General features: G+C 62.4%; 25 protein-coding genes, 1 rRNA gene and 1 riboswitch. Of the genes, 11 read left to right on the top strand and 15 right to left on the bottom strand.

What is annotated here, in order from left to right; all coding sequences use genetic code 11:
• Window positions 1–106: ribosomal RNA gene (gene rrf, locus BJP07_RS08395) — 5S ribosomal RNA — on the top strand; the annotation flags it as partial.
• A 388-nt stretch (window positions 107–494) separates the two neighbouring features.
• On the opposite strand, the gene BJP07_RS08400 is transcribed toward rrf, so the two are convergent.
• Genes BJP07_RS08400 through BJP07_RS08410 form a run of 3 tightly spaced genes read right to left on the bottom strand, consistent with a single transcriptional unit; the run spans window position 495 to window position 4900 of the window.
• Window positions 495–1145 carry a DUF3239 domain-containing protein gene (locus tag BJP07_RS08400; RefSeq protein ID WP_071567043.1) on the bottom strand — a complete coding sequence of 217 codons (651 nt, stop codon included), beginning with the start codon at window positions 1143–1145 and terminating at the stop codon, window positions 495–497.
• A gap of 10 nt (window positions 1146–1155) precedes the next feature.
• Window positions 1156–2808 carry a DNA repair helicase XPB gene (locus BJP07_RS08405; protein WP_071567044.1) on the bottom strand — a complete coding sequence of 551 codons (1653 nt, stop codon included), beginning with the start codon at window positions 2806–2808 and terminating at the stop codon, window positions 1156–1158.
• A gap of 16 nt (window positions 2809–2824) precedes the next feature.
• Window positions 2825–4900, bottom strand: coding sequence for a helicase-associated domain-containing protein (locus tag BJP07_RS08410; protein WP_071567045.1), 2076 nt, complete (start codon window positions 4898–4900; stop codon window positions 2825–2827).
• A gap of 53 nt (window positions 4901–4953) precedes the next feature.
• Here BJP07_RS08410 and BJP07_RS08415 point away from each other — a divergent pair, with 53 nt between their 5' ends.
• Window positions 4954–5148, top strand: coding sequence for a hypothetical protein (locus tag BJP07_RS08415; RefSeq protein WP_071567046.1), 195 nt, complete (start codon window positions 4954–4956; stop codon window positions 5146–5148).
• A 117-nt stretch (window positions 5149–5265) separates the two neighbouring features.
• Here the strand turns inward: BJP07_RS08415 and BJP07_RS08420 are convergent, their stop codons facing one another.
• On the bottom strand, window positions 5266–5928 hold the full coding sequence (locus BJP07_RS08420; RefSeq protein ID WP_071567060.1) for a resuscitation-promoting factor Rpf1 domain-containing protein: 663 nt from the start codon (window positions 5926–5928) through the stop codon (window positions 5266–5268).
• 9 nt (window positions 5929–5937) lie between these two features.
• A riboswitch (cyclic di-AMP (ydaO/yuaA leader) is annotated at window positions 5938–6113 on the bottom strand.
• 237 nt (window positions 6114–6350) lie between these two features.
• Here BJP07_RS08420 and BJP07_RS08425 point away from each other — a divergent pair.
• The gene (locus BJP07_RS08425) at window positions 6351–6734 is read left to right on the top strand and encodes a cold-shock protein (RefSeq protein ID WP_071567047.1); all 384 of its coding nucleotides are present in this window, start codon (window positions 6351–6353) and stop codon (window positions 6732–6734) included.
• A gap of 3 nt (window positions 6735–6737) precedes the next feature.
• Here the strand turns inward: BJP07_RS08425 and BJP07_RS08430 are convergent, their stop codons facing one another.
• Both BJP07_RS08430 and BJP07_RS08435 read right to left on the bottom strand, forming a co-directional pair.
• Complete coding sequence (locus tag BJP07_RS08430) at window positions 6738–7241, bottom strand: DUF2771 family protein (RefSeq protein WP_071567048.1); 504 nt, start codon at window positions 7239–7241, stop codon at window positions 6738–6740.
• A gap of 10 nt (window positions 7242–7251) precedes the next feature.
• Window positions 7252–8067 (bottom strand): glutaminyl-peptide cyclotransferase, encoded by an 816-nt coding sequence (locus BJP07_RS08435; RefSeq protein ID WP_143111758.1) that lies wholly within the window; start codon window positions 8065–8067, stop codon window positions 7252–7254.
• Between the two features lie 17 nt (window positions 8068–8084).
• On the opposite strand from BJP07_RS08435, the gene BJP07_RS08440 reads away from it, so the two are divergent.
• A complete protein-coding gene (locus BJP07_RS08440; protein WP_369822346.1) occupies window positions 8085–8756 on the top strand; it encodes a DUF3027 domain-containing protein in 672 nt (223 codons plus the stop codon).
• A 4-nt stretch (window positions 8757–8760) separates the two neighbouring features.
• Here the strand turns inward: BJP07_RS08440 and BJP07_RS08445 are convergent, their stop codons facing one another.
• Window positions 8761–9489, bottom strand: a complete 729-nt coding sequence (locus BJP07_RS08445; protein WP_083584174.1) for a hypothetical protein — start codon at window positions 9487–9489, stop codon at window positions 8761–8763.
• A gap of 108 nt (window positions 9490–9597) precedes the next feature.
• Between BJP07_RS08445 and BJP07_RS08450 the strand changes: the two genes are divergently transcribed.
• Complete coding sequence (locus tag BJP07_RS08450) at window positions 9598–11055, top strand: NCS2 family permease (protein ID WP_255365960.1); 1458 nt, start codon at window positions 9598–9600, stop codon at window positions 11053–11055.
• 9 nt (window positions 11056–11064) lie between these two features.
• Window positions 11065–11904 (top strand): RNA methyltransferase, encoded by an 840-nt coding sequence (locus BJP07_RS08455; RefSeq protein WP_071567063.1) that lies wholly within the window; start codon window positions 11065–11067, stop codon window positions 11902–11904.
• Here the strand turns inward: BJP07_RS08455 and BJP07_RS08460 are convergent.
• From BJP07_RS08460 to serC, 3 genes are read right to left on the bottom strand one after another with little or no spacing between them, the layout of a single operon-like run.
• The gene (locus BJP07_RS08460; protein WP_071567051.1) at window positions 11864–12712 is read right to left on the bottom strand and encodes a hypothetical protein; all 849 of its coding nucleotides are present in this window, start codon (window positions 12710–12712) and stop codon (window positions 11864–11866) included. The two genes, BJP07_RS08455 and BJP07_RS08460, sit on opposite strands and share 41 nt — an antisense overlap.
• Before the next feature lie 9 nt (window positions 12713–12721).
• Window positions 12722–13663 (bottom strand): septation protein SepH, encoded by a 942-nt coding sequence (sepH, locus tag BJP07_RS08465; RefSeq protein WP_071567052.1) that lies wholly within the window; start codon window positions 13661–13663, stop codon window positions 12722–12724.
• A gap of 54 nt (window positions 13664–13717) precedes the next feature.
• Complete coding sequence (gene serC, locus BJP07_RS08470; RefSeq protein ID WP_070362856.1) at window positions 13718–14845, bottom strand: phosphoserine transaminase; 1128 nt, start codon at window positions 14843–14845, stop codon at window positions 13718–13720.
• A gap of 269 nt (window positions 14846–15114) precedes the next feature.
• Here serC and BJP07_RS08475 point away from each other — a divergent pair, with 269 nt between their 5' ends.
• The 3 genes from BJP07_RS08475 (at window position 15115) to BJP07_RS08485 (ending at window position 17715) form a co-directional block, all read left to right on the top strand.
• Window positions 15115–16410: a citrate synthase gene (locus BJP07_RS08475; protein WP_070362855.1), complete on the top strand. Its 1296-nt coding sequence runs from the start codon at window positions 15115–15117 to the stop codon at window positions 16408–16410.
• Window positions 16411–16509: 99 nt separating this feature from the next.
• Entirely contained in the window at window positions 16510–16869 is a 360-nt protein-coding gene (locus BJP07_RS08480) for an FKBP-type peptidyl-prolyl cis-trans isomerase (RefSeq protein WP_071567053.1), read from the top strand.
• Between the two features lie 9 nt (window positions 16870–16878).
• Entirely contained in the window at window positions 16879–17715 is an 837-nt protein-coding gene (locus BJP07_RS08485) for an aldo/keto reductase (RefSeq protein WP_070362853.1), read from the top strand.
• Between the two features lie 88 nt (window positions 17716–17803).
• Here BJP07_RS08485 and BJP07_RS08490 read toward each other — a convergent pair whose 3' ends face one another.
• From BJP07_RS08490 to BJP07_RS08510, 5 genes are all read right to left on the bottom strand, one after another.
• A complete protein-coding gene (locus BJP07_RS08490; RefSeq protein WP_071567054.1) occupies window positions 17804–18610 on the bottom strand; it encodes a DUF1906 domain-containing protein in 807 nt (268 codons plus the stop codon).
• A 19-nt stretch (window positions 18611–18629) separates the two neighbouring features.
• Window positions 18630–19796 carry a YibE/F family protein gene (locus BJP07_RS08495; protein WP_070479223.1) on the bottom strand — a complete coding sequence of 389 codons (1167 nt, stop codon included), beginning with the start codon at window positions 19794–19796 and terminating at the stop codon, window positions 18630–18632.
• A 50-nt stretch (window positions 19797–19846) separates the two neighbouring features.
• On the bottom strand, window positions 19847–21337 hold the full coding sequence (locus BJP07_RS08500; RefSeq protein WP_071567055.1) for a gluconokinase: 1491 nt from the start codon (window positions 21335–21337) through the stop codon (window positions 19847–19849).
• 21 nt (window positions 21338–21358) lie between these two features.
• Complete coding sequence (locus tag BJP07_RS08505; RefSeq protein WP_071567056.1) at window positions 21359–21898, bottom strand: YceI family protein; 540 nt, start codon at window positions 21896–21898, stop codon at window positions 21359–21361.
• A gap of 95 nt (window positions 21899–21993) precedes the next feature.
• A complete protein-coding gene (locus BJP07_RS08510; RefSeq protein ID WP_083584175.1) occupies window positions 21994–22632 on the bottom strand; it encodes a triacylglycerol lipase in 639 nt (212 codons plus the stop codon).
• 20 nt (window positions 22633–22652) lie between these two features.
• Between BJP07_RS08510 and BJP07_RS08515 the strand changes: the two genes are divergently transcribed.
• Together BJP07_RS08515 and BJP07_RS08520 are read left to right on the top strand one after the other, a co-directional pair.
• A complete protein-coding gene (locus tag BJP07_RS08515; protein ID WP_071567058.1) occupies window positions 22653–23870 on the top strand; it encodes an alpha/beta hydrolase family protein in 1218 nt (405 codons plus the stop codon).
• Between the two features lie 50 nt (window positions 23871–23920).
• Complete coding sequence (locus BJP07_RS08520; RefSeq protein WP_177222548.1) at window positions 23921–26287, top strand: bifunctional lysylphosphatidylglycerol flippase/synthetase MprF; 2367 nt, start codon at window positions 23921–23923, stop codon at window positions 26285–26287.
• Window positions 26288–26657: the final 370 nt, after the last annotated feature.

The following is a 26657-nucleotide window of genomic DNA, read 5'->3' on the forward strand; positions in this document are numbered from 1 at the left end:
GCGGCGGGGAAACGCCCGGTCCCTTTCCGAACCCGGTTTAGCTAAGCCCGCCCGCGCTGATGGTACTGCACCTGGGAGGGTGTGGGAGAGTAGGTTACTGCCGGCCTTATAATTTCATGGTGGTGGATGTGATACCCGCTTTTTGGTGGGTGTTCACGTTCACCACCTTTTTGTGCTTTGTGTGTGGGGGTTGTTGGGGTGGGGTGCCCCCACGCGTGTGTGGGGGTGGGGGTTGTGGCGTGTCCCGCGGGTGTGTGTGGGGGGGTGCACCAGATTCCTTGTTTTGTGGTTGTACCACGCCGTGTTGTGCCTGGTCACCCGTATGCGGTGCCGGAATGTGGTGCACAGGATCGTTGTGGTGGTGGGAGCAGGCCTGCGGGTGCACAAAGGACGCGAGCGGCCCAAATGCAGCGGTTGCACGCGCATATAGGAATGAAGAAACCCCAGGAAGTCGGTGGTTCCTGGGGTACTAAGAAGAGTCCTAACTGGCTGAGCTAAAGTGCTACGAGCTCGTTCCGGGACTGTTTCACTAGGTTTGTGTCGCGGATGGCTTTCTTGAGGGTGCGCCACTGATCGTTAGGGATGCAGTCGGTAGCTTGCCTGATGACTTCCTCGGAGGGGGTGCCCCATGCGATTGGCATTGGGGTGATGGTTGCCCAGTGGGCTTTGTCGCGGGACGTGCGCTGGCCGCCGACGGCGACGCATGGGACCGCAGCGCCAACCTTAGGAGCGACGCCGGGAATCCTTTGCACCACTGTCGAGGTGAGGGCCCACACGGCAGGGGCGTGTTGCTCAACCGTCATGTTCACTAACGCGGTGAGGGTAACTGTGGTGCCCTTGTCATCGGTGATGACGGCGGGGGCGAGGGGGTTGGCGTCGTAAATTGATTGGGTGCGGGGGACCGCTCGTGGAATCGCGAGGCCGACGATCAGCATGATAGCGCCGAAAAAGATGAGGGAGAGGGAACCGAGAAGTCTCCAGGGGGAGGCTGGGTCGACGAGGAACCAGACTATTATGCCCGCGGTTAGGCAGACTACGAAAAGCGCGATGCTCGAGGTAACGAGGTTTTTGGTGTTTCGAATGAGCTCGTTGTGTTCTTTGGCGTATTCTTCGTCGACGTTGAAGCGGAATGGTTGTTCAGACATAGGCCACAGTCTATAGTCCGCGCTTGAGGTCTGAGGCATCTGTGATGCGGTAGGCGTAGCCCTGCTCAGCGAGGAATCGCTGGCGATGCATGGCGTACTCGGCGTCGAGGGTGTCACGGGTGACCACGGTGTAGAACAGGACCTCGCTGCTATCCGGCTTGGGACGAAGCAGTCGGCCGAGGCGCTGGGCCTCTTCCTGGCGGGAACCGAAGGTGCCCGACACCTGGATACCCACCGCGGCTTGGGGTAGGTCTATGGAGAAGTTCGCTACCTTGGATACAACGAGGGTGCGGATCTCGCCTTGGCGGAAGCGTTCGAAGGCTTCTTCGCGGGCTTTGGTGCTGGTGCGCCCGTCGATGAGTGGGGCGTCGATCTGCTGCGCGATGTGGCGCAGGTGGTCGACGTAGGCTCCGATGATGAGCGTCGGCTCGCCCTCGTGGCGGGCAAGAATATCTTTGACTGTTGGAAGCTTCGCGGAGGCGGTTGCGGCGAGGCGGTAACGCTCACGGGCGGACGCTGTCGCGTAGGTGAGGCGCTCTTCCTCGGTGAGCGTGGTGCGGACTTCGATGCATTCGGCGGTGGCGATGAAGCCTGCCATTTCGAGTTCTTTCCAGGGGGCGTCGTAACGCTTGGGGCCGATGAGGGAGAAGACGTCATCTTCGCGGCCGTCTTCGCGGATGAGCGTGGCGGTCAGCCCGAGGCGGCGGCGGGACTGGAGGTCGGCCGCCATGCGGAAGACGGGGGCGGGGAGGAGGTGGACTTCGTCGTAGATGATGAGGCCCCAGTCGGTGGTGTCGAAAAGTTCGAGGGCGCGGTATTCACCCTTCGTTTTCCTGGTAACGACCTGGTAGGTGGCGATGGTGACCGGGCGGATTTCTTTCTTTTCGCCGGAGTACTCGCCGATCTCTGCAGGCGTGAGCGTGGTGCGGCGCAGCAGTTCGTCGCGCCACTGCCGACCGGCGACCGTGTTGGTCACAAGGATTAATGTTGTGGTTTCGGCCTGCGCCATCGCGGCGGCGCCGACGATGGTTTTGCCTGCCCCGCACGGCAGGACCACCACCCCAGAGCCGCCCTCCCAGAATGCTTGGGCGGCGTACTGCTGGTAGTCGCGAAGCTCCCAGCCGTCGAAGTCGAGTGCGATGGGGTGGGATTCGCCGTCGACGTAGCCTGCGTGGTCCGCCACTGGCCAGCCCGTCTTGATCAGCTCTTGCTTGATACGACCGCGTGCGGACGGGTGCACGCCGACTGTGTGTTCGTCGAAACGCTGCCCGAGCAGTGGAATGATGTTCTTATTCCGCGTGATCTCGTCCAGGATGGCGGGTTCTTCCGCGGTGAGGATGAGTCCGCGTTGAGGTTCGTTGTGCATGCTGACGCGCCCGTAGCGCGCCATCGTTTCCGCAATGTCGATGAGGAGTGGCTGAGGGACCGGGAAGCGGGAGTAACGCTCGAGGACGTCGACTGCGGTCTCGGCGTCGAAACCAGTGGCGCGGGCGTTCCAGAGCGCTAGCGGGGTGATGCGGTAGGTGTGAACGTGCTCGGGTGCGCGCTCGAGCTCGGCGAATGGGGAGAGCGCGGCGCGGGCTTTCGCCGCGTCAGGGTGCGCGATTTCAAGCAGCACGGTTTTGTCGGACTGCACAATCAGTGGGCCGTCCCCAAACGTCATTGTTCGACCTTTCTCTTTACAACAGCGTCACCGAGATGACGCGGCGCAGCGGCATACGGAGCACCCGTTGCGTCGCTGTGTCTTGAGCATCGACGACGCCGACATTGACCGTCAGCGGTATCACAGTCAGCGTGTGCTGCACGCCGTGCGCATCAGCATAGTCAACCCTCACGCGTCGACGGCCACGCGTAGCTGCACGCAGCATATCAGTCGTGGAGGTTTCACTGACGATGGAAGGTTTGCTTCTATCGGCGCTCAGCGCCTCCACGATCTTTTCGACGTCATCTTCGTTCGGGGTGGCGGTTCGCGGAAGCGAGGACGGAGTCGCCCGCACCAGCGTCGGGTCATCCGCGATGGTGATGGTGGCGCCGTGGTCGTCTTCTGCGGTGGGTTGCAATCCTGCGGCTCGCAGCTCGTGGAGCAGTTGTGGAAGGGGCACGGCGCTGACGGCAACGGTTGGGGCCAGGATCCGCAGTGCCGCATGTTCGGCTGCCACTGTAATTAAGGAGGGGTCGGTACTGCGGATGTAGCTCAGGGCGCTGCCTGCACGGATCGCGCCGTGCGTGCGCGAGAGGTCGTCGATAAGGAAGGTGATGGCCTGCGGAACTTCTCCCATGATGTGCTGTTCGAACCACGTGTGCAGCGAGTCGGCGTCGTGCCCGCGGTCGAAGGCGCGCTTCAGCGAGGCGTCGCTGATACGCCACATGCTCGCGAGGCCGGGTGATTCCAAGTCTGCGATATCTTCGACGACGGCGGCGGTGGCTGCGTCGAGCGGTCCCGGGGCGAGCAGCGTCATGTCGCCTTGCGCGATGAGCTCGGCAACCTCCGCGGGGACGAGCTGCTTCGTCGCCTCGACGACGTCGCCACCGTCGAGAAGTGTCAGCAGAGGTGTCGACGCCGAGCTCCCCACACCGCCGATTGCGCCGACGGACGCGGCTTCGGCGATGGTGGCGTCGATAAGTTGGGGTGAGAAGTTCGCGGCCATCAGCGGGGCATGGAACAACAACCGGGCCTCGTGCTCGGGGCCGGCGAACTCGACGATGCGCTTGCGTGCGTGCCTGACGTCCGGGTTGTGGGTGGGCTCGGAAAGGAGGCGATGCTCTGGAGTCTTGTCGGTGCGCCACGGTGAGGCGAGCCACCCGGCGAGGAGGATCGCCCACTGGTCCGCGAGTGTGGCGTCGAGCCACGATAGGGCATCGTGGGTGGCTGCCAGCACATCAGCGTCCTCGGTGCTGCCGCGTCCGATGAGGCCTGCGGACTCACCAACCGTGATGAGCAACGCCGGGTCGAACCCGAGGACCTGCGTCAGCCCGGCATGGGCGCGAACCCCTACGGAACCGTCTTTGTTGAGGGCAACCGGGGCCCGCAACAGCCGAAGCAGCAGCTGCCGAAGCTTACGGACTGCATCGAGGCCCGCCCCGGTGGCACTGCGGTCGATGGCGGGTTGATCTGGCTCGTCGACGACCGGGGCGTGTTCGGGAAACTGGCGGGGCGGCAGACCCCGCAGCACGTCGCGCACCGGGCGCGGGAGGCGCACCGTCGAGGCGTCGACACGGATGAGCAAGCCCTTGGAGAGCAGCGTCGCGACCGGGGTTGTGGGGTCCGCATCAGGGGCCGCGGCCCGGGTCGTGCCAACAGAACCGGATGCCACCAACGTATCAAGGACAGAGCGTTCGCGGGAGCTCAGACCATCCAGAAGTTCGTTGAGGTTATCGGGTGCTTGGTCGCCTAACCGCCACCCGGCGGGAAGTGCTGAAAGTACGCCGGGCGCAACCCTCAAACCAGAAAGCGGCCCGTACACCAATGCGAAAGCACGTAAGCGTTCGACGGCTCCCGTTACGCGCGCGGCAGGAAGCTCGCTCGCGTCGACGGGCGAAAGCTCCGCGCCCGCGTCCCCGAGCGACTCCAGGAGGCGCAACTCGGCGGCGTTGAGGCACCGGAGCGCGTGACTGGCTGAACCAGCGAGTGAAAGACGCGTCCCTAGTGACCCCCACGACGGAGGGGTGGGATAAAAGGCGTCTGGCCTGAGGCGAATGAGCTCCCGGAGTTGTTCGGGGCACAGGGTGCGGAGCGCTTCCTGAAACGTAGTCATAGCGTTGGATAGTGTACGTGCGAATTTCACTCGGGCGTGAAAGAATAGTACGCATGGCTAAAGACGTAGAGAAGATCGGTCGCGCGAACCCGGCGTGGCCTACGAACACCCCTGGTAATGGTTCGCCTGTCACCGAGCTGTCCTCGCAGCTAACTGGTGCATCTAGCCCGTTCGGGGATGACCTGGTGCTCCCGCTCCCGGCAGAAGAAATTGGGTACGTACACCCGACGACGCGCATCAACCGTTAAGCGTTCAACCTTTCGGCCAGCCCTGAAAGAGTGGGCTGGGCATTCCCTAAGCCCTTTTTTACTTAGCGAACAAAAGCGCCCGCCACGAAAGCCGTGGCGGGCACTTTCGTTTCGTTCTTAGCGGGTCAGCAGCGCTGCGCCGATAGCAGCGAGATCTCCGGAGCGAACAGCGTCGATCAGTGCAGCGTTCTGGTTGTAGAACGCTTCGTAGTTATCGCGGTTTGCGGCGTAGGACTGCTGGATCTGCGCAGGGATAGCGAAACCGTAGTTGCTCAGGGAGCTGCCCAGCTGACGGTACAGGACGTCAACAGGGTTCTCTGCCTGGCGTTGGGCAGCGTCAGGGGAAGCAACTGCTGCGCGTGCAGGCGCAGGCGCAGGCGCAGGTGCCGGTGCAGCAGCCTGTGCATCGCGGTTCGTCGGCGCGGAGTTCAGGCCGAGGCGAGCGGAGCATGCTGGCCATGCGCCCCAACCCTGCTGTGCCAGGGTGCGCTCTGCAACGATGATCTGCTGCTCACGGGAAGCCAGGTTTGCGGTCGGCGCGAACTGGCCGCCACCGAATGCCTGCCAGGTAGAAGCGGAGAACTGCAAGCCACCGTGGTAGCCGTTGCCGGTGTTGATGGCCCAGTTGCCGCCGGACTCGCACTGTGCGAGACGGTCCCAGTCGGAGTCAGGTGCTGCCGTGGCCTCAGGGGCCATCAGGCCGGCGAAAGCTGCGGTTGCGGCCGCACCGGCGAGTGCCTTCTTGGTCAGGGAAGTGGTCTGCTTGGAATGGCGTCCCATTGAAATACGATGTCCTCTCTTGTTGTCGCCTGCGAAGTAAGCTGTCGGGTTCGGGCTGAGGTGCCCGGTTGCAGTAGCAACTTCACCCCAAGGAAGCTCCATGTAGGAGGTTCCGAAGGTTGGGTCCTCCGCTTCTGTTCTTTGTGAAATTGTGCGAGGCGAACAGAATTCAGCGTGCCTCGTTTTCTTGCTGCGGGACAGCCTAACGCTTTATAACGATTTAGTCACGCTCCGGGCACTTTTTGGGATTGGTGTCGCGGAGAGTATGAAGGGAATGGGCGTGTTTCGCCTGTATAGTAGGCAAATCGTGCGCTGTGTGATTTGCGACACTATTTCGTGTGTTGGGGCTGAAACAGGCGATGCGAGTATGATGAATAGCCATTGCTGAGTCTGCATAGAAAACAGAGAAGGAACGAAGACTAATGCCAATTGGAAAGGTGAAGTGGTTCGACGCCGACAAGGGCTTCGGCTTCGCATCCAACCCTGGAGACGACGACGTATTCATTTCGAAATCGGTGCTTCCAGACGGCGTGGATGAGCTCGTGCCTGGACAGCGCATTGAGTTTGACTTTGCCGCCGGCCGAAAGGGGCCGCAAGCGCTGCGCGTCACCATTTTGGAGACGCCGAAGCGTCGCCCCGTGCACCGCAGGAAGCCCGAAGAACTCGGAAGCATGCTTGCGGATGTGATGACGCTCATCGAGACCGACGTGCAGCCCGCGCTGACGGCCGGGCGTTACCCAGAGCGCAAGGAGGCGCGCCAGGTTGCGGGCATCCTGCGCGCTGTCGCGAAGGAGCTCGACGCCTAAGCGCTATTCAAACGCGACTGACCACGTGGCGACCACCGGGATTTCCTCCCCGTGGTCGTCATTTTTTACGGCCAGCGTAGATACTTCAGCGACCAGCAGTGTCGCGCCGTCTTTTACAGTAGGGGCGGTTTCCTCGGTTGCTTCTCCTGCCTGGTGGAGTCGTTCCTCGTTTGCAGAGGGATCGTCGTAGATGAGGAGGAGGCGCCAGCTGCCCGCCGCGATATCAGGGTCGATGCGGAATGTGAGGGAGTCGGCGTCGCCACGCTTGAGTGCTGGAGGTTCGCCGCCGTCGCACTGCTCGTCGAGCGGGCAGAGCGTGTATGGGGCGATGTCATGCTCGCCGTCGGAGGCAGAGACGTGGATTCGCAGATCCTCCACTGGAAGGCCCGGCTGCGAGCGCTGCCAGTTCATAAACGCGTACACCCCCGCAAGTAGGACGGCGACGGCGAGCACCGTCGTTCCAAGCTGGATGGCAAGTCGGGAAGAACCACGGCGGGAAGCAGTCATGTGCGAGATTCTACTGGGAAGGGACAAACCGGACGCGGTAGAGGTCCGGCCAACGCTTACCGGTCAGGTAAAACTCGTCTGTGCCCGGGATGTGCGCGATGCCGTTGAGCACATTATTAATGTCATCGCCTGCGTTGTTCGGCAGTGACGACGCATCGATGATGGCGGTGACGTTGCCGGAGGTGGCGTCGATACGCACGATATCTGTGGTTGTGAAGATGTTGGCATAGATGTCGTCGCCGACGCACTCCAGCTCGTTGAGCCCATCGACGGGTGCTCCCTGGTAGGTGACCTCGAAGCGCTCGAGCTCAGCGAGGGTGTCGGGATCCATCCGGCGCAGCTCTGCGGAACCATCGGAGAAAATAAGCTCGTCGTCGCTGGTGCACAGCCCCCACCCCTCGCCGTCGTAGTGGGCGGTATCGGTGGTTTCAAGGGATGCGGCGTCGCGACGAAACGCGGTGCCCTCTTGCCACGTCAGCTGCCACAGGGAATCGCCGACGCGGGTCATGCCTTCGCCGAAGTAGGCTTCGGGCAATGACACCTCCTGTACGACGTCGCCTTTGGGGGTGATGCGATACATCCCGGAGGACCCGTACTGGCCGGTGCTGACCAGGAGCGTGCCGTCATCATCGACTTCGAGGCCCTGTGTGAACAGGGCCGGGTCGTAATCGTAGCGCTCCACGATTTCCGGAGTGAGCTGCTGCGCCTCGGGTGCAACATCGTCACAGCCGTTCAGCACGAGCAGTGCTACGGGGCACAGCAGGAGGGACCACAATCGTCGAGAGAGAACACGCATACGTCCATCATGCTGCATTTCCTCACGCATAGGCCATAATGGAGAGCGTGTCTCAGAACAACAACTCTTCACCACTGCTGAGCGACAAAGCAATTGAGGTCGCGCGAGAAGCCATCCTCGAGATCGCAGACGGCGAGGTCGGAGCACACATCGGTGTGTCCGGACTCTCGAAAAACGTGGCCACGCACCGCTTCGAAGCGAGCGTGCCTGGCTACACCGGGTGGGAATGGAACGCGGTCGTCGCCTGCGCCACCGGGTCGCGCTGGGTGACCGTCAACGAGGTCGCGCTCATGCCCGCCCGTGACGCACTCCAAGCGCCGGACTGGGTGCCGTACTCGGAGCGGCTGCGCCCCGGCGACCTCGGCCCTGGCGACATCATGGAGCCCGCGCCTGATGACGAGCGCCTGACCAAAGACTCCTTCGCGAAGGACGCCGTGACGTTCCCGGGTAGAGAGACGAGCCACTACCTCACGGAAGAGGGGCTCAACGCAGCGAAAACTCGGTGGCGCAAGGGCAAGTTTGGCCCGAACTCCGAGTTCGCCGAGCAGGCGACGATGTACTGCAAGACCTGCGCGTTCTACATTCCGATGCAGCACCCGGTGGGGGAGAACTTCGGGGTGTGCACCAACGAGTACTCAGCAGACGGACGCGTTGTTGCCGCCTCGTATGGTTGCGGTGCTCACGCGGACACAAAGGCTCCGCGCCACGACGGGAAGTAGCCTGCTAGAGCAGTGAGGCTCGCTGCTGACGAATCGCGTTGACCTCGCGGTGCGTCGGCAGCGCCTCGCGCTCGATGATTCGGGGGCCAGGTTTCGGGGTGCCATACTCTTTCCACTGCTCCACGAGCCGCGCGCCAAGCACCGGATCGATGGCCCACGTTTCCTGGTGCATCAGCTCGAAGCGCGAGAAGCCATCGTTCGTCGCGCGCGTTTCGACGCCAGCTTCCTCCAACACGCGCACGACCCCCTGCAGCGCATATGACGGGGTGGTGGCGGGGTGGCCGGAAACGATTGCTTGCGAAGCGCTTGGAAACGTGACCAGCGGCTGGAGGACCGCGGAGATGATGCGGCCGTGGGCGTCGGCAAGCAAACCGTCGTTGGTACCCAGCGTGGCGACCGTATGCTGCTGCCACCCCAGATCCGGCCCCTGCCGTGTGGGCTGCGTGCGCTGATCCCGCAATGGGCCGGCAAACATGGTGATCTCCGAGGAAGCGGCAGGCGCTGGGCGAAGCGTAAGAGACAGATGGCCCCCGGTGATATGGACCATGGCCTTGCGCGGCCCCACCACTTGACTCACCGCAACGCGCAGGCGCTCAAACTCTGAGTGCGGAACCGCGCAGCCGCGAAGTTTCTCGGTCAACAGATCTGCATCCGCAACCATGCCTTGCGAAATTACAAAGCTGAATACATCCACGTTGAGCTCCAAAGTCGAATTATCAGAAAGTGCGTGCACTAAGGTAAAAGTCTATTGCAGGCTTTTGGCAGATAAATTTCAGCCGATGCAAGCAACAATTTTGTACCTTTTCATAACTTCCTCCACGAACAAAAGGGGATCTTCGCAGTGAGTATTCCAAGCGAATCTACAACGAAGCAGCCCGTTGGCGGGCTTGATAAATTCTTCCACATCAGTGAGCGAGGCTCGAGCGTCGGCCGCGAAATCCGCGCCGGTATCGTAACCTTCTTCGCGATGGCATACATCGTGCTTCTGAACCCGTTGATCCTGGGCACGAGCCCGGACCGCGAAGGCGTAGTGCTTGGTATCCCACAGGTTGCTGCTGTGACTGCGCTGGCTGCCGGCGTGATGTGTATTTTGTTCGGTGTCATTGCTAAGTACCCCTTTGGCATTGCTGCAGGTCTTGGTCTGAACACGCTCGTGGCTGTGACGCTCGTTGGACAGCAGGGCTTGACCTGGCCAGAGGCGATGGGCCTCGTTGTCATCGACGGCATCATCATCTGCCTGTTGGCGATCTCGGGGTTCCGCACCGCGGTGTTTGAAGCGATCCCGAACTCCATGAAGGTGGCGATGAGTGTCGGTATCGGCATGTTCATTGCGATGATCGGCCTGGTCGACGCCGGGTTCGTGCGTCGCATCCCTGACGAGGCACACACCACCGTCCCCGTGCAGCTTGGCTTCGGCGGCTCGATCGCCTCGTGGCCAACGGCTGTCTTCGTTATCGGCCTGCTCATCTGTGGCTTCATGGTGATCCGAAACATCCCAGGCGGCCTGTTTATCGGCATTGTCGCAACCACGGTCATCTCAATGATTGTCGAGTCCTTTGCTGGTGCTGGCTCGTCGGCAGACAATGACCACGGCTGGTCGCTCGCGGTGCCTGCCCTTCCGGACTCCCTTGGCGGCATTCCGGATCTTTCCCTTGTGGGCAAGATCGACATGTTTGGTGCCTTCGTCGAAGTCGGCGTGGTCGCAGCGAGCCTCCTGGTCTTCACCCTTGTGCTTGCGAACTTCTTCGACGCGATGGGCACCATGACCGCGCTTGGTCGCCAAGCGGGCCTGACTGATGAAAACGACAACCTGCCAGGTATGAAGCGCGCGCTTGTCGTCGAGGGCTTCGGCGCAGTGGTCGGTGGCGCGGTCTCTGGCTCCTCGAACACCGTGTTCGTGGATTCCTCCGCCGGCATTGCCGACGGTGCCCGCACCGGCCTTGCTAACGTCGTCACCGGCATTCTGTTCCTGCTGGCGATGTTCCTCACCCCGCTGTACGAAATCGTCCCGATCGAAGCAGCCGCACCAGTCCTCGTTGTAGTGGGTGCGCTGATGATGATGCAGGTCAGCAACATTGACTGGACCCGCTTCGACGTCGCGTTCCCCGCGTTTTTGACCATCATCATGATGCCGCTGACCTACTCGATCGCCAACGGTATCGGCGTCGGCTTCATCGCGTTTACCCTCATGGCGCTCTTCGCAGGTCGACGCAAAGACATCCACTGGATCATGTGGCTGATTTCCGCCCTATTCCTGATCTATTTCGCGCAGGGACCGTTGATGTCGCTAATCTCGTAAAGCGTGAGCATAATTATCGACGACCCCTCCGACCCCCGGCTTGACGATATCCGCGACCTGAAACACTCAGATCGCGAAAAGGGCCTGGTGTTTGCGGAGGGGCCTCTTGTTGCGGGACGCCTTGTGGAGTCCCGCTTTCCCGTCCGCGCCGTGTTCGGATTCGGTGGTCGCCTCCAGTCGTTCCTGGAACAGTACGGTGAGCGCCTCGAAGCCGAGGGTATCCCCGTGTACGAGATCAGCCGCGCCGTGATGGGGGAGGTTGCCGGCTACGACATGCACCGCGGCCTGCTGGTTTCCGCGGACAAACCGGAGCCGCTCGCAGTCGAAGACGTCGTTGCGGATGCGCGCACCCTGGTGATTCTCGAAGGGGTGGGGGACCACGAGAACATCGGATCCATTTTCCGCAACGCCGCCGGCATGGCGGTCGACGGCGTGCTCTTCGGCGCCGCCACCGCCGACCCGCTGTACCGGCGAAGCGTGCGAGTCTCGATGGGGCATGTGCTGCGCACCCCGTTCGCGCACTTCGGCGGCACCCCGACGACGTGGCAGCGCGAGCTCGCGCAGCTGCAGGAGCAGGGCTGGTGGCTGGTGTCGCTGACCCCCGCGGATGACGCCGTGTACCTGTCAGAGGCGCTCCACAACCACGAGAAGGTTGCGTTCCTTGTCGGTGGTGAAGGGCCAGGGCTCACCCAGCATGCGATGCGTGCCACCGATGTGCGTGCCAAAATACCCATGGCACCGGGGACAGATTCACTCAACGTGGCCACGGCGGCAGCGATCGCCTTCTACGAACGCCAGCGCGACCTCATCAGCCGCGGTCAGCGTGGCGGATTTTCTCCAAAATCGTAGCCTTCAGGTCGCGGGCGCGGCGACGAAGCCCCCGGCCGACGCGCTTCGCGGCGGCAACGGAGGCGTCGGCAAGCTCTGAGAACTCGTCGCGTTCTGCTTCCTCATCATGCTGCTCGTAGTCGTCGTACGTGTTAGTTTGCTCGGCGAACTTCGCCGCCACCTCGTTGACGGTCTTGGTACGTGGGGCGGGCGCTTCGACTTTCGGCTCTGGGCGTCCATCCACCGCGTAGCCGATGATGTGCACGTCCGGCCCGCCCTCGCCAACCTCGATACCGAGCCAGGCGCGCTCCGCCTCTCGCATCAGCGCGGGCGGCTCGAACGGCAGCGAGATGCCCCCGAGCTGGGGCGCGGTCTCCCCGGCCCAGTATGGGGCTTCGAAGGGGTCCGGCAGACCATGATCTTCATAGACGTGCTCGCGGGTGGCCGAGAACGCACGCCGCAGGGTTTCGCCCCGGTAGTGGGCGATCGCCGCGTAGTCAGAATCGGTGCCCTCCGCGTAGACATAGGTGTCAGCGCTTGGGAGGACGGTGCGCAGCGTCGTAGCGGTCTCACTGATGCGTTCGGCGTCAGTGACAAAGAAACGGACGACCGCAACGCCCGGGTAGCCCGCGATGTAAAACTCGTCCACGCCAGGAACCGAGGAGCGGTTCAACGGGAACTGGCCGATCGGTGTGATGGGCCACGCCGGGTTAATCTGGGAGAGCAGCTTCCGGCCGAACCCACGGTCCGCCTTCGGCTCGCCCTCGAGCACCTCCTCTGGGTGAGCAACGTTGACGAACCAGCACGTAACCACGGCGTTGTGTGACATAGCTGGCTCCTACTTTCGCGGCCGCTTCGTATTTGTGCGGACCCCCAACAGGACATCTTCCCAGTGCGGAGTCACCGCTTTTCGACGCCTCTTCTGCGGCTGCGGTGCCTCATCAGGGTGCTGCAAGAAATCACCCGTAGCGACTGCGTCTTCTTCCTGGACAGCGGAAGCGTCAGCGGTATCACCGCTTTCGTCAACGTCTTGATCGATTGCAGTCAGAGAACGAACCGGCTGTACAAAGTCCGGATCCGTGAGGTCTGCCGCGATGGCGTTGCGCGCCTCCGTGGTCGGGGCGGAACCCATCTGGCGGTGGAAGGACCACAGGGCCTCGTTCTCGCTCAGGCCGGCCTGCCAGCGGAGGTGGACGACCCAGTCGTCGCCGGGTTCGCGGGTGGCGTCCCACGTGGCGTCGCTGAGCGAATGCCCACGAGCGGCGAATGCGGTGGCGAGGATCTCGAAGAGCGTCAGTTTTGCGGGGCCGTCCTCGCGCATCGGGTGCGACTGTTTGGCGGCCTCAGCAACCTGCGAGCGTTCGAGGAGCACCGGGTGGGCGTACGGATCGATCCGGCTTTCAGCCACCCCCATCTCCTCAGCCAACTCGGACGGCTGGGTGCCGGATCGGATGCGTGCCTGAATCTGATTCGGGCGCATCGAAAGCGGAGTAGAATACAGCGGGTCCGGCTCCGGCAGGCTACGGGTCTTTTCTTCAGTGGCCGTTTGTGGGGCCTCGTGCTCCGCTGCGTCCTCGGAGTGCTCGTCACCGAGTGCATTGTCAGCGTCTGCGGATGGTTCCTGCGCGTCCGGTGCAACCTCAAGCTCAGGCTTGGTGGATTCCTCCTCAGCCACGGCCTGCATCTCGGAACGCGCGAGCTGGTAACGGATGCCCTCGTCATCTCGGAGGACGAAGAACGTCTCCGTGGACTCCTCATCCATGAGGTACAACTCGCGCATGTGGCTCCTTTCCGCTGACAAATACCTCCACCAGCTTAGCCCATTTGTTCTGGACTACTTCTGGCCCACGCCCTGTTCGATCAGATAGTCAATAGACTTGGTCAGGTGCTTGACGTCCTCGGACTTGATTGCAGGGAACAGACCGATGCGCAACTGGTTGCGGCCAAGCTTGCGGTACGGCTCCGTATCCAGGTAACCATTCTGGCGAAGCGCCTTAGCCAGCTCAGCTGCGTCGATGCGCTCGTCGAAATCGATCGTACCGACGACCTTGGAACGGGCTGCAGGGTCCTCGACGAACGGCGTTGCAAACTCGTGGTTGTCAGCCCACTTGTACAGCAGGGAGGACGAAGCCGTCGTGCGAGCAACCATCGCATCCAACCCGCCGAGCTCGTTCATCCAACGAACCTGCTCCGCCAGCATCAACAGAGGGCTGATTGCCGGGGTGTTGTACGTCTGGTTCTTCCGTGAGTTATCGACGGCCGTCTGCAAGTTCAGGAACGCGGGGATGAAGCGGCCAGACGCCTGGATCTTTTCAATGCGCTCCAGGGCGGCTGGGCTCATCACAGCGAACCACATGCCGCCGTCAGAAGCGAAGCACTTCTGTGGCGAGAAGTAGTAGACGTCCGCCTCGTGCACATTGACGGGGAGGCCGCCGGCGCCGGAGGTAGCGTCGATAACTACGAGTGCATCGGTGTCCGGGCGGCGAACTGGGACCATCGCGCCGGTGGAAGTCTCGTTGTGTGCCCACGCAACGACGTCGGCGTCGGCGCCGTCGAGCTCGTGCGGCGAAGGTGCGGTGCCGGGTGCGGAGTCCACGATCTGCGGATCAGCCAGCCATGGTGCGGCGGCCGAGGCCTTAGCAAACTTCCCAGAAAACTCACCGAACGTCAGGTGTGCAGACTTCGTCTCGATGAGGCCGAAGGTAGCGGCGTCCCAAAAGGCGGTCGCGCCTCCGAGCGAAAACACGATTTCGTAGCCTTCCGGAAGGCTGAAGAAGTCGTGCAAACCTTGGCGGACCTCACCCACAAGATTCTTCACAGCTGGCTGGCGGTGAGAGGTACCAATGATGTCCGCGCCCTTCGCGATAGCCTCGAGCTGCTCCGGGCGAACCTTTGAAGGACCGCAGCCAAAACGCCCATCGCTAGGAAGCAGAGCTGGGGGAAGAACCGGAAATGTTTGCATGACAGCCTTTCCTGTAACAGGGGGTAGAGAAACTTGACGACGCCACTCGCGTCTCACTGCATCTTATTACCCAACGACGCGCCCGGGGCGCCTTTCGCCAGCTCTTTTCCGGATACTTGAAAATCGAACAAATGGGGGTGTGGTGGTCAATAGATTTATTGAGTTGTGTCGGGCGAGTCACATTTTTTGCTAGCATTGCGGGAGTAAATTGCAACCTCCTTGCATCCCGCAAGGAATAGGGTTTCCGAAACTTCTGAGAAAGGTTTGCTATGGCTTCTGAAGGTCAAGACAAAGCTGTACTTCACTACCCAGGTGGCGAATTCGAAATGGACATCAAGTCCGCCACCGAGGGCAACGACGGAGTGGTGCTAGGCAACCTCCTCGGGGAGACTGGGCTTGTCACCTTCGATCCGGGCTACGTGTCCACTGGCTCGACCGAGTCGAAGATCACCTACATCGATGGCGCCAATGGCATTCTGCGTTACCGCGGCTACGACATCGCTGAACTGGCGCAGAATGCAACGTTCAACGAGGTGTCGTACCTCCTCATCAATGGCGAGCTTCCAACGACGGATGAGTACAAGAAGTTCAACTCCGAGATTCGTCACCACACGCTTCTCGACGAAGACTTCAAGGCCGCGTTCAACGTCTTCCCGCGCAACGCACACCCAATGGCGGTGCTGGCGTCGTCCGTGAACATTCTTTCTGCTTACTACCAGGACCAGCTGGATCCGCTCGACGAGGAGCAGCTGGACAAGGCAACCGTTCGCCTGATGGCGAAGGTGCCGATGCTGGCGGCGTACGCATACCGTGCATCCCGCGGTAAGCCGTACATGTACCCAGACAACTCGCTGAACGCACGCGAGAACTTCCTCCGCATGATGTTCGGCTACCCAACCGAGCCGTACGAGGTTGACCCGATCCTGGTGAAGGCTCTGGACAAGCTGCTGATTCTGCACGCAGACCACGAGCAGAACTGCTCCACCTCCACGGTCCGCATGATTGCTTCCGCACAGGCGAACATGTTCGTCTCCATTGCAGGCGGCATCAACGCGCTGGCAGGCCCGCTGCACGGTGGTGCAAACCAGGCTGTGCTCGAGATGCTCGAGGACATTAAGGACAACCACGGTGGCGACGCCACCGACTTCATGAACCGCGTGAAGAACAAGGAAAAGGGCGTCCGCCTAATGGGCTTCGGCCACCGTGTGTACAAGAACTACGATCCACGCGCAGCGATCGTCAAGGAGACCGCACACGAGGTGCTGGAGCACCTCGGTGGCGACGAGCTCCTGGACCTGGCGATGAAGCTCGAGGAGATCGCGCTGAAGGACGACTACTTCATCTCGCGCAAGCTCTACCCGAACGTAGACTTCTACACCGGTCTGATCTACCGCGCGATGGGCTTCCCGACGGACTTCTTCACCGTGCTCTTCGCCATCGGCCGTCTCCCGGGCTGGATTGCACAGTACCGCGAGCAGCTGGCGATGAACTCCAAGATCAACCGTCCACGCCAGATCTACACCGGCTACACGAAGCGCGACTTTGTGCCGCGTGACCAGCGATAATCTCTAGCGTTCACCGCCGGGTACGTATCTTCCTTTATACTTTGGGGATATGTACCCGGCGGTTTCGCCATGAATGAACGACGCAAGGAGTATTCACGTATGGAAAAGCCCACGATTGAGGTACCTGAAGCACCTGCCCCAACGGACCTTGTCATCGAGGATCTCGTAGTCGGCGACGGAGCCGAAGCTGTAGCAGGCGGTTATGTGCAGGTGCACTACCTGGGTGTTGACTATGCAACCGGTGAAGAGTTCGACTCTTCGTGGGACCGCGGCGAGGCCGCGGAGTTCCCGTTGGCTGGCCTCATCGCGGGTTGGCAAGAGGGCATCCCGGGGATGAAGGTTGGCGGTCGCCGCAAGCTGACGATTCCGCCGGAGAAGGCGTACGGCCCTGCTGGTGGCGGCCACCCGCTCTCCGGCCTGACGCTGGTGTTCATTATCGACCTGCTTGACGCGTGCTAAGGATTCGATATGCGCATTCCAGTGACAACACTCAACGACGGTTATGATTTTCCGCTGCTAGGTCTGGGCACTTACAAGCTGCAAGGTGAAGACTGCGTCAACATCGTGCGGCGAGCTATTGAGTTGGGCTACCGCCACATCGACACTGCCTCCTTTTACGGCAATGAGGAGCAGGTTGGGCGCGCGGTCGCCGACGCGATTGCGGCCGGTGATGTGACTCGCGAAGAGCTATTCATCACCTCGAAGCTATGGAACGATGACCAGACTCGTGCAGCGGAAGCCTACGAGGAGTCGCTGCAGCGGATGGGGCTCGAGTTTATCGATCTCTTCCTCGTGCACTGGCCGTGGCCGCAGCACGGGACCTTCGTGCAAGCGTACGAATCTTTGGTGCAGCTGCAGGGCATGGGCCGGTTGCAGTCGGTAGGCGTGGCGAACTTCTATGAAGAGGTGCTCGATGAGATCATCGCGCACACCGGCGTCGCGCCAGTGCTCAACCAGGTGGAGCTGCACGCAGGGTTTACTCAGCAGGAGCTGCGCGCCTATCACCAGGAAAAGGGGATTGTCACCGAGGCGTGGGCGCCGCTCGCGCGAGGCGCGAACCTTGACGATCCGGTGTTTACTCGCCTCGCCGAGAAGCACGGCCGGACCCCGGCGCAGATTGCGCTCGCGTACGTGATGAGCCTGGGATGCTCGGTTGTGCCGAAGACGGCGAATCCAGTTCGCCTCGAGGAGAATCTCGGGGCGGTCGAGGTCGAGCTTTCGCAGGAAGATATCGCAGCGCTCGACGCGTTGAGCGGCGAGCGGATGTCGAATGACCCGCGCGAGTTCCCGGGAGACCCTAGCTAGCACAAACGCAAAGACCCCGGTGCGGCGAGCCTTTACGCTCTGTGCACCGGGGTTTTGCCATGTCCTGGTGACGCTACTTTGCGTGACGCTACTTCGGCAGCAGCGCGCGCCAATCAAAGCGTGATGAAAGCTGGGAGCTGCCCAGGTCGCCAAGGGTGAAGCCGGGGCCGCGTCGCCCAGGGGTCCACTGGCCCCAATCGGCGCTGTAGACGTTGTTGATGTCCACCGTGACGCCGTCGATCACTCCGGTCCACTTTGCTTTCTGGTGGATGTTTGCGCGCGGGTGCAGTTTGCCGCCGGAGCCCCAGTCGTGCTGCCAGAAGAACGAGCCGATGCCGTCTTCGATGCACCACTGGATCACGTTGATGTTTCCGTACACACCGGTCTGGTAGCCACCAAGCGCCAGTGCCGCGGAGAACGCCCGGAGGTAGGGGCGGATCTGGTTCAGGTACTGGGAACGCGAGGGGTTGTCGTCGATCGCGATGTAGATCGGGCGGCCGGTTGGGCCGCCGGCGGAGGCGTGGAGGCGCATCGCCTCCGGTGCGTGGCGGGCGGCAGCAGCGGCGCCGCCGAGCCAATCGGCGGTCTCGGCACGGCCGAACTGGTAGACGGACGCCGTGGCGAGGTCGTTCGCGGCGAAGTCCTGTGTTTCGCCCAGCGTGACGGGCTTGCCCAGCATCCAGTTCGCGCCGGGGCGGCGCTCCGACACGTAGCGGACAGCGCCGAGGTGCCCGGCGGCCTTTACTGCGCGGCCGGACGGAACCCCGCCCGCGTAGTCGATCACAGTGCCGAGGACGCGGCCCTGGGCGTGGGCTTGCGCGGTGAAGCCAAGGGTTGCGCTCGCAAGTGCGAGTGCGGTGGTTTGAAGGAAGCGGCGTCGATTAAAAGTAGTCACACCCGTAACTCTAGCAACATTACTGTTGGGGTTGGGGAGCTCGGATTGTCCACGCGGCAATCGCCGTGGTGATCGGCACTGCCAGGACCAACGCGATCGCGCCGATACTCGAGCGCATGATCTCGGTGGCCACCACGTCGGAGGTGAGCACCTGGGTCAGCGGCCGGTCGGCGACCTGGAGCAGCATCGACAGGGGGAGGGCAGCGCCCATGTACGCCAGGACCAGGGTGTAGACCATCGACGCAATGTGGTCGTGGCCGACCTTCATAGCGGAGGCGAACACGGCGCGGGGCCGCGCGTCGGGCGAAGTCTCGTAGAGCTCCTGCACCGTTGAAGCCTGCGCAATGGTGACGTCGGTGAGCACGCCGAGGGCACCGATGATGAATCCGGCGAGCATGATGCCTGGCACTTGCACCTGGGGGAGGTACATGTGGATGAGGAGGTTGTTTTCGTCGGCAAGGCCGCGCAGCTGCGTCGTATCGATGGCGAGGCGCGCGGCGAGCGCCGCGAGCCCCAGCGCGGTCAGGGTGCCAGCCAGGGCTGACGCGGATTTCCAATTCCTGCCGTGCACAACAAAGATGACAGGGAAGAGCACCGCGGCCCCCGTGACCAGCGAAAGTCCGACCGGACTGTAGCCGAGCAGCAGTCCGGGAACCAGGAAGCCGAAGATGACAAGCAACGTATACAGTAGGCCGAAAATCGCGCGCACCCCACGCCATGCCCCAACCACAACGACGACCAGCAGCGTGAGCGCGAGCCACAGCCCAAGCGGTATCGAGCGATCCATGTCAAGGAAGGAGTACGAAGTCTCGGGGTTGCGGTGCACCGAGAGCACCACACGGTCACCGACCGAAAGCTCCGGGGTACCCGGCTGCTGCGCTGTCTCGATCGTGGTGGTTCCCCCGGACTTGAGCTCGACGCGCAGGAAGTCGCACTCAGGGTGGTTCGGCGTTGCGACGCCACCACAGGGAGCGACCGAGTGCTCAATGACGGTGGCCTTGACGGTTTCCGCCGTCGACGTCTGGGTCTGCTCAAACCCGGGCAGGACCTCTGGCTGCTTGCCGCCCGGCCACAGTAGGGCGAGGCCCACTACCGTGGCGATGCCCGCAATCGCGAGGAACGCTACTAGCGCGCCGCGTGCCGTGCGCAGCGGGGATGGCGATGACTGGGTTGCGTGGCGTGCCAACGAAGCTCCCTTGTGAGAACAGTACTGAGACAATCAGACTGATTGTAGAGCTACTGTACAACTAACGTGCGGTACGCAGCCTCGAAGCGGTCGCGGAGCTCCCTGAAGTACTCGGCGTGTGCATCCACGTTGCGGTGCCCTTGGCCGAATGGGGGCGTTGCCCGCTGTGCCTCAGGGGCGATGGCGTCGAGAGCGATGAGCACGGTACCGCGCAGGGTGGCGCGCTTCATCTCCAGGGGGACGACGTCGCAACCAAGCGCATCGGCGAGCACCGACAGCCACGCCGGGTGGTCGGCCGTGACGCGCCCGGAGGCGACCACGCGCTCGGGGAGTGCGCCTGCCTCCTTGAGCTGCTCGTAGACGCGAAGATACGACATCGCGATGCCTTCAAACACGCCCCGCCACAAATTGGCCGGTGTAGTTGCCGCGGTGATGCCCAAGAGCTGCGCTTGCGCGCTCGCGGCCCAGCCGGTGGAGCGCTCGCCGGTAAAGAACGGCAGCACTAGCGGGGCGCGCCCTGGCCCGGAGGAAAGCACCGCGGCGATCTCATCCGGGGCCACCGGCTGGATGGTTTCCTCGAGCCAGGTGACGGCACGCCCGACGTCGTTGAGCGCGCCGCCCAAGATGGCCTTGTCTCGTGCGATGCGGTAGCACCACAGTCCCTCTGGGATGCGAGCTGGCACCTCCGGGAGGATGACGCGCATCGCGCCGGAGGTCGCCGCGGCTACCGCGATAGTGTCGGGGCCGGTCGCGCCGGGGCCGACATTGGACGGCCAGCCGTCGGGGATGCAGTGGAACCACGCAACCCCATTGAGCGCGGGCCACGCGGTGTCATCCGGGTAGTCGGGTTCGTCGGGGAAGCGCAGCGACTGGATCATGTCGTGCGGGATGTCGATGGCGTCGAGAATCTCGGTGTCGAGCTTCCCCGTGTGCGCATTGGTGACGCCCGACCACGCCGCGGTAGAGACGGCCAGGCCATGGATGCCCGCGAGCTTGTGGTACACGTACTCGCCGATCGCCATGACCGTGGCTGCGCGCGCAAACTCGGGCAGCTGCTCCTTTGCCCAGGCGAGGCGCGCCGGGTGGTAACTCGTGTGGAGGCGCACGCCGGTGCGCTGGTGGTACTCGGCCTCGTCGATTGTGTTGCGGAGCCGTTCGACGTAGTCGCGGGATTGTGAGTCCGCGTAGGTGTACAGCGGGGTCAGGGCGTCGCCGTGGGCGTCGACAAGGAGGAGGCTCGAGGCGAACGAGTCCATGCAGACGGCCTCAATGCGCAGGTCATGCGCTGCGGCGAACGCGACGGTGTCGTCGATAACCTTGCGGACCTCGGCGACGACCTGGTCGGCGTCGATGGTGCTCGCGCCGTCAGCGGTGGTAGTAAACGCGTGCGCAACGCGCTGCTTCGCGCCCTTGACGGGGCGGCCGGTGGCGTCGTAAAGGCCGCCGCGGCTCGCGGTCGAGCCGACGTCGATGCCGAGGACGTACGGCCCGCGGGAGTCCTGTACGGGGACCGACATGGTTGGGATTTTGGAAGCGCTCATACCCCGATGGTACGGCAGGGGCTACGCGTCCTGCTTGATCGCGGAGCCCTCAATTTCAATGGCGACCTTCTCGCTCACGAGCATGCCGCCCGAGTTGAGCGGGGCCTGGAAATCGATGCCGAAATCGGTGCGGTTAATCGACGTGCTGGCCTCGAACCCGATGCGCGTGTTGCCGAACGGGTCCTCCTCGACGCCGAAGGTCTCAACCTCGAACGTGACTGGTTTCGTGGTGCCCTTGATGGTGAGGTCGCCCGTGACGGTGCCGTTGCCGGCATTATCTACGTTGAATGCCGTGGAGGTGAACGTCATTTCCGGGTGCTTCTCCACATCGAAGAAGTCCTCGCCGCGCACGTGTGCGTCGCGGTCCTCGTTTCGGGTATCGACGCTCGCGGTTCGGACGGTGCCCTGTGCCGTGCTTGCTGCCAGATCGTCGGTGAGCGTGATGGTGGCGTCGTGGTCGGTAAACTCGCCGCGGACCTTCGTCACCATCGCGTGGCGGACGGTGAAGCCGATGGAGGAGTGTGCCGGGTCGAGCTTGTATGTACCGGTGAGCTGAGACATGATTCCTACTTGCGTTGACGTGTCATCAAAAATGATTGCAGGTGCGAGTGTAGGTGATTATTGGTGACGTATCAACAATGTAGGGTTGTTGCTGTTCAGCCGGTGCCGGAAGGGTATACCCCGAGCGCCGCCAGGATCTCATTCGTCCGCAACGCCAGCGCCGCATGCGATACACCAGACACCTCGATCACGTCTCCCCACCGTGACGACCACGCTGGAACAATGCGGTCAGCATCCGAAACGATGGAGACGATTTCGGTACCGGAAGGGGCCACTGGCTCCTCCCGGAAATGCTCCAATTCGACGAACGCGTCGCCAACCACTGCCCGAACAAGTCCAGGCGGAAACAGACGCGCAATGCCGTGCGTGCCACGCCACGAGGCTCCGAGGCCCACGATCGTGCCGCAGCGCGCGGCGATCGCGCTCAGCTGAACAGCCCTCAGCCCGATCAGCGCGCCATACGAGTGCCCCACAACATCGACCTGCTGCGCAGCCAGGCTGTCGAGGAACGCCGCAATCTCTTGGGACGAGGCGTCGATACCTGCCGTTGCCCGATGGCCGTAGCCAGGCGCAATCAACCCAATCCCATGTTTTTCCAGTGCGTGTGCAAGTCGGTGGAAGACAAAAGGGGAGGAGCCAGTGCCATGGAGAGCGACCACAACCCGGCCTGTTGTCTGGGAGTTCGCTGTTGAAGGGGATGGAAGTATCCGTGGCACGTAGGAAAGCAACGCCATAGCGTCTTAAACTACTCGCCGTGGATGCAATCCGTTCGATATCCGTGGTCAGCACAGGCGCGACCTGGTCAATCTACCTCTCCTTAGCTGCTTCCGTGATTGTCGCATTGTGGTACGGCCGTCAGCACCGGCGCATTGCACTCGCAATCGCGGCAGCGCTGCTCGCAGCGGCGTACCTGTTGCTCACGGTGTGGCCGAAGCCGTTCCCGGATGCAATTCCGTGGCACATCTACGCCAGCTGTGCAGCTGCCGTGTTCGTGGTGGCGACCATCTTCTTGGCGCCGCGGTGGCGGTGGCGCCTCGCCCCGCTCGCAGTGATTCCTTTGATGCTGGCGTACCTCGCGGTCAACCTTGTTTATGAGCAGTACCCGACCCTCGGGTCCTTCCGCCCGGTCCCGGTCACCGTGTCCATGAATTTGGATCAGTTCCGCGAAACGACGACCGCCCCGACCCTCGACGGCAGGGAAGTGGGCGCTCTAGTGACCCTGCCTGCCCCACCGCTGCGCGATGCAATTGTGTACGTTCCGCCCGCCTACTGGCATGGCGAGCACCTACCGGTCCTCGTGCTGCTCGCGGGAAGCCCCGGCAGCCCAATCCGGTGGTTTGACGAAGGCGGGGCGCAACAGGCGCTCGACGACTACCAAGTTGCACACGACGGCGTAGCCCCGATTGTCGTCAGCGCGGACGGTACAGGAACAACCACCGGGAACCCCGGGTGCGTGGATGGCCCGGATCTGCAAATCCAGACCTACCTTGCCCAACAAATCCCGCAGCTGGTCAAAGAGAATTTCCGTGTGAAAGAAGACCAACGCACGTGGGCAATCGGTGGGTTAAGCTACGGCGGCACGTGCGCACTCCAAGTGATTACCAACGATCCCACGGCCTACGGGACGTTCCTCGACTATTCGGGTGAGGCGGAACCGAACCTAGGCGGGCACCAACGGACCGTCGACGTGCTGTTCGGCGGCGACGAGGCCGCGTTCCAATCCGTGAACCCGGAAACGCTCCTTCAGGAAGCAATCGGGACGGCGACCTACAAGGGAATCGCTGGCAGGTTCGCCGCCGGCAAGCGTGACCAAGAGGCTATGGCAGCGCTTCCGCACCAAAACGAGCTCGCGCAGAAAGCCGGGATGAGCACCACATTCCGCTCGCTGCCAGGTGGACACAGCTTCGAAGTGTGGCGAGTGGCGCTACGCCAAGACATTGACTTCGTTGCTCAACGCGGAGGAATTCAATGAAACACTTGATCAGCACCTGTTTGAGGAAAGTTCCAGTCACGCTCGGCCTCTTGAGTATCGCTTGGGCTGCGTATTTAGCCTGCGTATTGTCGGGTGCGGCCCCGCGGGAGGCTTTCGGATTGCGCCTTCCCGTTGATCCCGACCTTTGGCACTGGGCCACCGCAGGGCTGACCGCAGGTAACCTCGTCGGGCTCATCCTGGCCACTGTCGCAGCGCTGCTATTCGCAGTTCCAGCCGAGGTGCGACTTGGCTCTGCTCGCTTCGCGGTTGCGGCGACGGCTTCCGAGTTTGTAGCGCTTCCTTTCGGCTTCATTATCGGTAGTGCCATCGAGCGAGCAGGCTTTAACCTGTGGGGCCCAGACCTTGCCAACGAGACCTTTGTGTCTCCGGTCGCGTGGATCTTCGGGCCCGCCGCATTCGCCACTGCCTTCATGGGCGTGCTGTGGCGACGCCGCCTCCGCCTCGTGATGCTTGCGATGATGACGACCCTTGTACTCTACGACGGCTCACTCTCAGGCGTCGTTGCACTTGTCGCCATTGTCGCAGGGACCGTCGCTGGCGTCCTTGTCACGGACACAGGTACGCCACGCAGAATGTCGCTGCGGGAAGCACGGGTCCTGGTGGCTGCCCTGTTTCTCAGTGTTGCAATCGGACCAGTTATCACGGCGATCAACCCCGCTGCACAGGGGCCTTTCGCAGGAGTGAGCAAGCTGATGTGGGAGCCGACAGTCGCAGGGCATTTAGTAGCCCAGCGGTGCGCTGACGCTACATCCGTCGCCTGCGCGGAAGCGATGGCGGTAAACAGTCAGCATGGCCTCGGTCCCTTGCTGATGAATGCCTTGCCTATCGTTTTGTCAGCCATCCTTGCGCTGGGGCTCGTGCATGGCAGGAAACTGGCATGGTGGGCAGCCGTCCTCGTCAGCGTTGGATCCATTGCGGTGATCTGCTGGCAAACAATCGGTGGGGGAGCAGACGGCTCTACCGCTGTGAACACAATACTGGTAGTTCTCCCGTGGCTGGTCACCATTGCAGTCCTCATTGCCACTCGCCGCCGGTTCACGGTTCCGTCCAACTGGTACCGTGGCGCGGCGATCATAGGAGGGACGTGGTTAGCAACCGCAGCACTGTGGACCTGCGGAGCCTGGGTTGTGCGAGACGGCTTCCTCGGAGGAGCGTCGATAAGCGCGCTGCTTGCTGAGCTGCCGAACAGGTACCTCCCACCCGTGGTAGCTGTGCTGGCTCCAACGCATGCGTTCCCCATCAGCTCCGTGGCGTGGATCTTCTACGAATGGGTGGGAATCATATTCTGGATTACCGCGCTGATTGCACTGTTTGAGGTGCTGTCCGCGCCGCCGTCCGAAGCGCACGCGCAGGACCGCCAGCGAGCCCGGGAGATTCTGGTCCATGGGTCCGGTGACCACCTCGCGTGGATGGGGCTGTGGGAAAGAAACCGCTACTTTTTCTGCGGGACGGACTCCGGCGACGGAGAAGGCGTCGTCGCGTACCGCGTCTCCTACAACGTCGCTGTCACGGTCGGAAGTCCCGTGCACCGCGGCACGATGACAGAAGAAGCCGTTGCCAGTGCGTTTGAAGAGTTCGCCGCACGTCAAGGCTGGAGAGTCGCGTGGTACTCAGTGCCCGGCACCTTTGCTCGCCCCGACTTCCGACGCATCCACGTCGCCGAAGAATCCATGTTGCTGACGGACAACATCGAGTTCAAAGGCAAGAAATTCCAGAACATCCGAACCGCGCGCAACCGTGCGGCGAAAGAAGGCGTGCGCGCCGTGTGGACGAGCTGGGCCGAAAGCCCAGTGGAAATGCGTGAGCGCATCGTCGCGCTCTCAGAACAATGGGTCGCAGATAAAGCACTTCCAGAAATGGGCTTCACCTTGGGAGGGCTCGACGAGCTCCGCGACCCGGACACCAAACTCCTCCTCGCAGTGGGCGACGACGGCAGCCTGCACGCAGTGACGAGCTGGCTGCCCGTCTACGAAGGCGGCGCCCTCGTCGGCTACACCCTTGACTTCATGCGCCGCGACGCGAACGGGTTCCGGCCGGCCATCGAATTCCTCCTTGCGGAAAGCGCCCGGATCGCCGCCGAGCAAGGACTTGGATGGGTCTCCCTCTCCGGAGCGCCGCTGGCTCGAACGGATGCGCCGGAATCACTCGTAGAAATCATCCTGGATAAGGCCGGTGCGACGATCGAGCCACTCTACGGCTTCCGCTCACTCGCTGCCTCGAAGCACAAATTCCACCCGACGCACCAAGGCTGGTACCTGCTGTACGAAGACGAAATGTCACTCGCCAATATCTCGCTAGCAGTCATTCACTGTTACCTGCCGGACATGAAGAAGTCGGACATGATGACCGTGGTCAAGGAGTTCCTGGGCCGGCCAAATCTTGCGCAAAGAGGGTAGATAAGTTAGTGCATTCGCGTTCTTTGCAGAAATGCGAAACCCCCGCAGCCTATTTGCGCAGGCCGCGGGGGTGTTTTGCGCCCCAGAGAGTGTCCGAAGTCACGACATAGTTGACACGGCGTGCCTGCGAGAACCTTCCTGGTGGTTGACACCTCAGCCGCGACATGGTTGACACTTAGCTCGAGGAAACAACCTGGGGTGGTGGTTGATACCTCAGCCGCGACATAGTTGACATCGACCAGCCACTGCGTGGCGCACACGCACATCGGGATCAGTCGGGACATCGTTGACAAATGAACAGCCCCAACCGCAACCTCGCAATCGTTAAAGCCGTACGAGACCAAGGCGAGCCAGCCGCAAAAGTCGCCAA

The organism is Corynebacterium sp. NML130628, assembly GCF_001875665.1.
In the GTDB taxonomy this organism is placed as follows: Bacteria; Actinomycetota; Actinomycetes; order Mycobacteriales; family Mycobacteriaceae; genus Corynebacterium.